The sequence below is a fragment of the Actinokineospora sp. genome (assembly GCF_050699995.1).
Classification (GTDB): domain Bacteria; phylum Actinomycetota; class Actinomycetes; order Mycobacteriales; family Pseudonocardiaceae; genus Actinokineospora.
The window spans coordinates 1-6,608 of the sequence record NZ_JBOHGC010000376.1 but is presented as its reverse complement, the minus strand read 5'-3'; the positions used below and the strand labels follow the sequence as shown (position 1 = coordinate 6,608).

Sequence of the window (6,608 nt, the reverse complement as noted above, 5' to 3'; positions counted from 1 at the left end):
ACCAACCGTGTCACCGCGAAAAGTGCGAAACCTCAGGGACACTCAAACACGGGATATCTCCCGCACAGACCAAAGTCTACTGACCCTTCTACGAACACGCACGTCAGCGGCTGTATGGCCGCTGCGTGCGTTCTTTGCTTGCGGCGGTGATCGCCTTGAGTTAGCGCATGATCCCCGCCGATCCCTGGGGCCCCGCGGGCTCCGCTCCGACACCGTCGTCGGGTGGCGAGGGCTCGCCCGGGTCCCGCCGGCGCCGTGAGTTGGATCTTCGCCGGACGACCGCGCCGGATCCGGGCCCTTTGCCCGCAGCACGGTCGCGACAGATGCGTCGTTACGCGATCGCAGCCTTCGATGTCGACGGCCGGATCAGCGAGAAGCGCCTGTTCACCCTGCTGGGCTGGGAATCGGGCACCCGGGTCGACGTCGGGGTGACCGACGCGCACGCGCTGGTGCTGCGCGCCTAGTGTCGCGGGATGGCCGACACCCCTGTGCTGCCTGCGTACGGCATCCGATCACCGGCCGAGCTGGTCCTTCGCTGCTCGCGGCGCTCCCGGGGGGCCGAGCCCGCTCGAGGTGCGCTCCCCGCCATGCCCTCGCCCTCATCGGCGGCTGGATATCGCCCATCGACGACCAGGGCCCGAGCGGGGCCGCCCGCGCCGTCTACCACGGCTAACCAGAGCAGCCGATCGTCGCCATCGCGACGCGGTTTGCGAACTATTGACCTGCCGTTATCAGCCGGTCGTGAAGCCCGCGGCCAGGGCGTCCATCGACGTTGTGAGGCACTCGATCAGGTCGGCGTCCGGGCTGCTGAGCCACTGCTCGTAGGCCGCGAGGGCGCACCCGAGGGCCGCGTGGCCGAGTGCTCGCGGCACCAGCATCCCCTCGTCCACTCCCAACCGCTGGGCCGCGAACGCCGCGACCGCCTGCCGCCATTGCGCGTACCGCAGGGTCGAGTGGGCCTGCAGCGCGGGCACGGTCAGAATGAGGTCCATCCGCTTGCGGTGCCAGGGCACCTCGGCGGGGTCGAAGCGGTTGAAGTCCACGACCACATCCCGCAGCGCCGCCATGAGGGGCTGGTCCGGCGGGCACTGCGCGAAGCGAGCCCGCATCAGCTCCATGTGCGTGTCGAAATCGCCCCACACCACGTCGTTCTTGGACTCGAAGTAGCGAAAGAACGTGCGCCTGCCGATTCCTGCCGCCGTGGCGATGTCGTCGACGGTGGTCGCGTCAAAGCCCCGCGTGGCGAACAGGTCGAACGCGATCCGTTCGATCTCGTCCTTGCTGGTCGACCGGGGTCGACCAGGGCGCGCGGCAGCCGTGTTCGCCATGAACCCTTCCATTTGGCACTGAGTGCCGTTATTGTCGGTCCTGTTCGTGAACTTCGCATCGGGAGTCAATCATGAGTGATACCACCGAATCCGTTGAGGTCGCCGAGGACCTGCTGGTCGAGGACGTGTCCATCGATGGCATGTGCGGCGTCTACTGAGTTCGACCCCGCGCGGCCGCACCGGCTGAGCCCCTCCGTCTCGCTGCGGCCGGAGCCGTTCGGCGCGCTGGTCTACGACTTCACCACCCGCAGGCTGTCTTTCCTGAAGACGCCGACGCTGGTGCGAGTCGTGCGGGAACTCGAACAGCACCCAGATGTCCACGGGGCACTCGCGGCCGCCGGGGTACCGGCGGCCGAGGTCGCCCGCTATCTCGACGCGCTCGCGGGCATGCTCACCGCGGGCACGATCCAGCCCCGAGGACACTCCACATGAGACTTGTCGACCACTTCAAACACGGGCTCGACGCCCCTATCTGCCTGACCTGGGAACTGACCTACGCGTGCAACCTGGCGTGCACGCACTGCCTGTCCTCCTCCGGCAGGCGCGATCCGCGCGAACTCTCGACCGACGAGTGCAAGGCCGTCATCGACGAGCTGCAGCGCATGCAAGTCTTCTACGTCAACATCGGCGGCGGCGAACCCACCGTCCGCGCCGACTTCTGGGAACTGCTCGACTACGCCGTCAAGCACGACGTCGGGGTCAAGTTCTCCACCAACGGCGTCCGCCTCACCCCGCAGCGGGCACGTCAGATCGCCGCGACCGACTACGTCGACGTACAGATCTCGCTGGACGGCGCCACCGCCGCGGTCAACGACGCGATCCGCGGACCCGGCTCGTACGCCACCGCGATCCAGGCGATGGAGAACCTCGCCGCCGCCGGCTTCACCGGTTTCAAGATCTCCGTGGTGATGACCCGGCAGAACGTCGCCCAACTCGACGAGTTCAAGGCGATCGCCGACCGCTACGGCGCCCAGCTGCGCATCACCCGCCTGCGCCCGTCGGGCCGCGGCGCCGACGTCTGGGACGAGTTGCACCCCACCGCCACTCAGCAGCGCGACATCTACGACTGGCTGGTCGCCAACGGCGACACCGTGCTCACCGGCGACTCCTTCTTCCACCTCAACGCGCTCGGCTCGACCCCGATCCCCGGCCTGAACCTGTGCGGCGCGGGCCGCGTGGTGTGCCTGATCGACCCGATCGGCGACGTCTACGCCTGCCCGTTCGCCATCCACGACGAGTTCCTCGCGGGCAACGTCCGCGACGAGGGCGGCTTCGCGGCCGTCTGGCGCACCTCCAGCCTGTTCGCGTCGCTGCGGGAACCACAGACCGGCGGCTCGTGCGCGTCCTGCTCGGCGTACGACACCTGCCAGGGCGGCTGCATGGCGGCCAAGTTCTTCACCGGGCTGCCGCTGGACGGCCCCGACCCCGAGTGCGTGAAGGGCAACGGCGAACGGGCGCTCGCGCTCGTCGGCGCCGATATCCCCAAACCGGACAAAGACCATTCGCGGACGGTGCTGCTCGGCCTGCCCGGCAAGCGCGTCCCCGATCGACCATGTGACACCAGCCCCCTGGCTGGCATGAACTGAAGGCTGAATCCATGGCCAGTACGAGGAAGTGGTTCGAGACCGTCGAGGAAGCTCGGCGCCGGGCCAAGAAGCGCGTGCCGAAACCGGTCTACCTCGCCCTGCTCGCCGGCACCGAGGAAGGCCGCACCCTCGCCGACAACGTGGCCGCGTTCGGTGAGCTGGGGTGGCGCCCGCGGATCGCCGACCTGCCCGCGATCCGAGACCAGTCGACGACGGTGATGGGCCAGGAGCTGTCGCTGCCGGTGATCCTGTCCCCCACCGGTGTGCAGGCCGTCCACCCGGACGGGGAGGTCGCGGTGGCGCGGGCCGCCGCGGCGGCGGGCACCGCGATGGGGCTGAGCTCGTTCGCGAGCAAACCCATCGAAGAAGTGATCGCGGCCAACCCGAAGACGTTCTTCCAGGCGTACTGGATGGGCGGCCGCGACGACATCCTCGCCAGACTCGACCGCGCCAAGCGCGCGGGCGCCCAGGGCCTGATCGTGACCCTGGACTGGACGTTCGCCCACCGCCGTGACTGGGGCAGCCCCACGCTGCCGGACAAGGTCGACCTCAAGACCATGGTCGCGTTCGCGCCGTCGGTCGTGACCAGGCCACGCTGGCTCGCCGCGTTCCTGCGCAGCGGACGGCTGCCCGACCTCACCACCCCCAACCTGGCCGACGTCGGCAGCCGTGGACCCACGTTCTTCGGTGCCTACGGCCAGTGGATGGGCACCCCGCCGCCGACCTGGGCGGACCTGGCGTGGCTGCGTGAGCAGTGGGGCGGACCGGTGCTGATCAAAGGCGTCATGCACCCCGACGACGCGCGGCGCGCGGTCGACATCGGCGCGTCGGCGATCTCGGTGTCCAACCACGGCGGCAACAACCTCGACAGCACCCCGGCGTCGATCCGCGCGCTGCCCGGTATCGCCAAAGCCGTCGGTAACCAGATCGAGGTCGTCCTCGACGGCGGCGTGCGGCGCGGCAGCGACGTGGTCAAGGCCGTCGCGCTCGGAGCGCGCGCGGTCATGGTCGGACGGCCTTACCTTTGGGGCATGGCGGCGGGCGGCGAGACGGGCGTGGTCAACGTGCTGGAGATCCTGCGCGGCGGTATCGACTCGGCGCTGCTCGGGCTGGGCAAGTCGTCGATCCACGACCTGACGCCCGAGGACATCCTGGTGCCCGATGGCTTCACCAGAGGAATGTAGCCGCGTCGCGATCGTCACCGGCGCCGCCCGCGGCATCGGGGCCGCGACGGTGCGCGGTTTGGTGGCGGCGGGGTGGCGAGTGGTCGCCGTGGATCGGTGCGCCGACGATCCCCGGATCGGCTATCCGCTGGCCACCCGCGCCGAGCTCGCGGCGTTGGCGGCTGAACACCCGGAGTCGGTGGTGGATCTCGCGGTCGACGTCACCGATCTGTCGGCGCTGCGCGACGCGGTGGAGGTCGCGGTGTACCGGTTCGGCGGGCTCGACGCGGCCGTCGCGGCGGCGTCGGTGATCGCGGGCGGTAGGCCGCTGTGGGAGATCACCGACGGGGAGTGGGCGGCACTGTTCGACGTCGGGGTCACCGGCGTCGCGAACCTCGCGCGGGCGGCGGTTCCGGTAATGCTGCGGCGGGAACAGCCGAGGTCCGGGCGGTTTGTCGCGTTGGCGTCGGCGGCGGCGCACCGCGGCCTGTGGCACCTCGCGGCGTATGGCGCGGCCAAGCACGCGGTGGTCGGGCTGGTGAAAGGTCTGGCCAACGACTTGCGTGGCACCGGCGTCACCGCGACGGCGGTATCGCCGGGGTCCACGCGCACGGACATGCTGGCGGCGACGGCCGGGCTTTATCACCTGGAGTCGGTGGAGGCGTTCGGGCAGCACCAGATCGTGGGCAGGGTGTTGGAGCCTTCGGAGGTCGCGGCGGTCGTGTGCTGGCTGTGCTCCGCGGAGTCGGCGGCGATCACGGGCAGCGTCGTGCACGCGGACGGAGGCTTCACGGGATGAGGGTCGCCCTGGACCACTCCGTGCGCCGCTACGCCGACGACACCGTGTTGATCGGCGGGTCACCGCTGCGCCTGCTGCGGTTGAGCCCGGCGGGCGCTCGGGCGTTGAGCCAGTGGCTCGACGGTGCGGAGGTCACGAACGAGCCCATGGCGCGACGTCTGCTCGACGCCGGGCTGGTCCACCCGCTGCCGGAGCCGAGCCGGTTCACGCCGTCGGACGTGACGCTGGTGGTGCCGGTCAAGGACAACGCGACCGGCCTGGCCCGCCTGCTGGACGCGACTGGTGACCTCGGCGCCAGGGTGGTGGTCGACGACGGCTCGGCGGTGCCGGTGCCCGCCGCCCAGCTCCGCCATGATCACCCGCGCGGCCCTGGTGCGGCCCGCAACGCGGGTTTGCGGCTGGCGGGAACCGAGCTGGTCGCCTTCCTCGACTCGGACACCGTTCCCGCCCCCGGCTGGCTGGACACGGTGCTGCCGTTGTTCAACGATCCCGCGGTGGTCGCGGTCGCCCCACGGGTCCGCAGCGTGCCGACGGCATCGCCGATCGGCCGCTACGAAGCGGACCGGTGCCCACTGGACCTGGGCGCCCTAGCGGCATCGGTCCGTCCGATGGGCAGAGTCAGCTACGTCCCGAGCGCCGCCCTGGTCGTGCGGCGGTCGGTGTCATCGCGGTTCGACGAGACGATGCGGTTCGGCGAGGACGTCGACCTGGTCTGGCGCCTCATCGCCGGCGGCGGCACGGTCCGGTACCAGCCCGCCGCGACGGTGTGGCACGAGCCGCGCGCGACCCTGCGAGCCTGGCTGCGCCAGCGGTTCGACTACGGCACCTCGGCGGCGCCCTTGTCCACACGTCACCCGGGGAAGCTGACGTGCGCGCGGCTCTCCCGCTGGAGCGCGGCCGCGTGGGCGCTGGTCGCGGCAGGCCATCCCGTGATCGGCTTCGCGCTCGCGGCGGGCAGCGCGGCGCTGCTCCCCCGAAAACTCCGAGGCCGTGGCGTGCCGCCGTCGGCGTCGTTGGCCTTGGCCGCCAAGGGGCACCTTGGCGCGGGCCTGTTGTTGGCGGACGCCGTGCGCCGCGCGTGGTGGCCGCTGGCACTGCTGACCCGGCGGGGGCGGCTGGTGTTGCTGGCGAGCCTGGTCCCAGCCATGATCGGGCGCGGCCCGACCTGGTCGGCGCTGCGTGTCGCGGACGACCTCGCCTACGGCGCCGGCGTATGGGTTGGCTGCGTCCGCGAACGAACCCTCGCGCCCGTACTGCCGCGAATAGCGGAATGGCCGGGCCGGTGAATCTCGGCGCCCTGCGCTCCCCCGACCTCGCCGACCGGCACCCGCTGCTCGCGGTGCCCGTCGGGTCGATCGAACAGCACGGCCCGCACCTTCCGCTGGACACCGACACCACGATCGCCGTCGAGTTGTGCCGACGACTCGCCGAGCGGGTCCCGGATGTCGTGGTCGGCCCGGCCATCGGGTACGGGTCCAGCGGTGAGCACGCGGGTTTTCCCGGCACCCTGTCGGTCGGCGGGCAGGCGTTGCGGCTGCTGCTGGTCGAACTGATCCGCTCCGCCGACGCGTTCGGCGGGGTCGTGCTGGTCAACGGTCACGGGGGCAACCTCGCGGCGATCAACTCGGCGGTCGCGTTGTGTCGTGACGAGGGCCGTCACGTCATCGTTTGGTCACCCACCGGCCCATCCGCGGACACCCACGCGGGTCACACCGAGACATCGGTGCTGCTG

Annotated in this window: 9 protein-coding genes; 8 read left to right on the top strand and 1 reads right to left on the bottom strand. The window is 70.8% G+C overall.

All coding sequences use genetic code 11. From position 1 onward, the window contains the following. The first annotated feature begins 323 nt into the window (after positions 1 to 323). Positions 324 to 464: a hypothetical protein gene (locus tag ACRDSQ_RS18570; protein ID WP_431422802.1), complete on the top strand. Its 141-nt coding sequence runs from the start codon at positions 324 to 326 to the stop codon at positions 462 to 464. Between the two features lie 267 nt (positions 465 to 731). Here the strand turns inward: ACRDSQ_RS18570 and mftR are convergent, their stop codons facing one another. Further along, positions 732 to 1,328: a mycofactocin system transcriptional regulator gene (gene mftR, locus ACRDSQ_RS18565; protein ID WP_431422800.1), complete on the bottom strand. Its 597-nt coding sequence runs from the start codon at positions 1,326 to 1,328 to the stop codon at positions 732 to 734. A gap of 71 nt (positions 1,329 to 1,399) precedes the next feature. Between mftR and mftA the strand changes: the two genes are divergently transcribed. The 7 genes from mftA to mftE form a co-directional block, all read left to right on the top strand. After that, positions 1,400 to 1,486 carry a mycofactocin precursor MftA gene (gene mftA, locus ACRDSQ_RS18560; protein WP_431422804.1) on the top strand — a complete coding sequence of 29 codons (87 nt, stop codon included), beginning with the start codon at positions 1,400 to 1,402 and terminating at the stop codon, positions 1,484 to 1,486. Beyond that, positions 1,464 to 1,760, top strand: coding sequence for a mycofactocin biosynthesis chaperone MftB (gene mftB, locus ACRDSQ_RS18555; protein WP_431422798.1), 297 nt, complete (start codon positions 1,464 to 1,466; stop codon positions 1,758 to 1,760). The genes mftA and mftB overlap by 23 nt, the downstream gene beginning before the upstream one ends. Then, a complete protein-coding gene (gene mftC / locus ACRDSQ_RS18550) occupies positions 1,757 to 2,914 on the top strand; it encodes a mycofactocin radical SAM maturase (RefSeq protein ID WP_431422796.1) in 1,158 nt (385 codons plus the stop codon). The genes mftB and mftC overlap by 4 nt, the downstream gene beginning before the upstream one ends. A gap of 11 nt (positions 2,915 to 2,925) precedes the next feature. Beyond that, a complete protein-coding gene (gene mftD, locus ACRDSQ_RS18545) occupies positions 2,926 to 4,098 on the top strand; it encodes a pre-mycofactocin synthase MftD (RefSeq protein ID WP_431422795.1) in 1,173 nt (390 codons plus the stop codon). Then, positions 4,076 to 4,876 carry a mycofactocin-coupled SDR family oxidoreductase gene (locus tag ACRDSQ_RS18540; protein WP_431422794.1) on the top strand — a complete coding sequence of 267 codons (801 nt, stop codon included), beginning with the start codon at positions 4,076 to 4,078 and terminating at the stop codon, positions 4,874 to 4,876. Before mftD ends, ACRDSQ_RS18540 begins: the two co-directional genes overlap by 23 nt. Then, positions 4,873 to 6,162: a mycofactocin biosynthesis glycosyltransferase MftF gene (gene mftF, locus ACRDSQ_RS18535; protein ID WP_431422793.1), complete on the top strand. Its 1,290-nt coding sequence runs from the start codon at positions 4,873 to 4,875 to the stop codon at positions 6,160 to 6,162. The genes ACRDSQ_RS18540 and mftF overlap by 4 nt, the downstream gene beginning before the upstream one ends. Beyond that, positions 6,147 to 6,608 (top strand): mycofactocin biosynthesis peptidyl-dipeptidase MftE (gene mftE, locus ACRDSQ_RS18530; protein WP_431422791.1); only part of this gene is annotated, 462 nt, incomplete at its 3' end. The genes mftF and mftE, both read left to right, overlap by 16 nt.

Excerpts from the sequence above, each read along its gene's own strand:
- ACRDSQ_RS18570 (WP_431422802.1), top strand. The coding sequence starts at position 324 with ATGCGTCGTTACGCGATCGCAGCCTTCGATGTCGACGGCCGGATCAGC.
- mftR (WP_431422800.1), bottom strand. The coding sequence starts at position 1,328 with ATGGCGAACACGGCTGCCGCGCGCCCTGGTCGACCCCGGTCGACCAGC.
- mftA (WP_431422804.1), top strand. The coding sequence starts at position 1,400 with ATGAGTGATACCACCGAATCCGTTGAGGTCGCCGAGGACCTGCTGGTC.
- mftB (WP_431422798.1), top strand. The coding sequence starts at position 1,464 with ATGGCATGTGCGGCGTCTACTGAGTTCGACCCCGCGCGGCCGCACCGG.
- mftC (WP_431422796.1), top strand. The coding sequence starts at position 1,757 with ATGAGACTTGTCGACCACTTCAAACACGGGCTCGACGCCCCTATCTGC.
- mftD (WP_431422795.1), top strand. The coding sequence starts at position 2,926 with ATGGCCAGTACGAGGAAGTGGTTCGAGACCGTCGAGGAAGCTCGGCGC.
- ACRDSQ_RS18540 (WP_431422794.1), top strand. The coding sequence starts at position 4,076 with ATGGCTTCACCAGAGGAATGTAGCCGCGTCGCGATCGTCACCGGCGCC.
- mftF (WP_431422793.1), top strand. The coding sequence starts at position 4,873 with ATGAGGGTCGCCCTGGACCACTCCGTGCGCCGCTACGCCGACGACACC.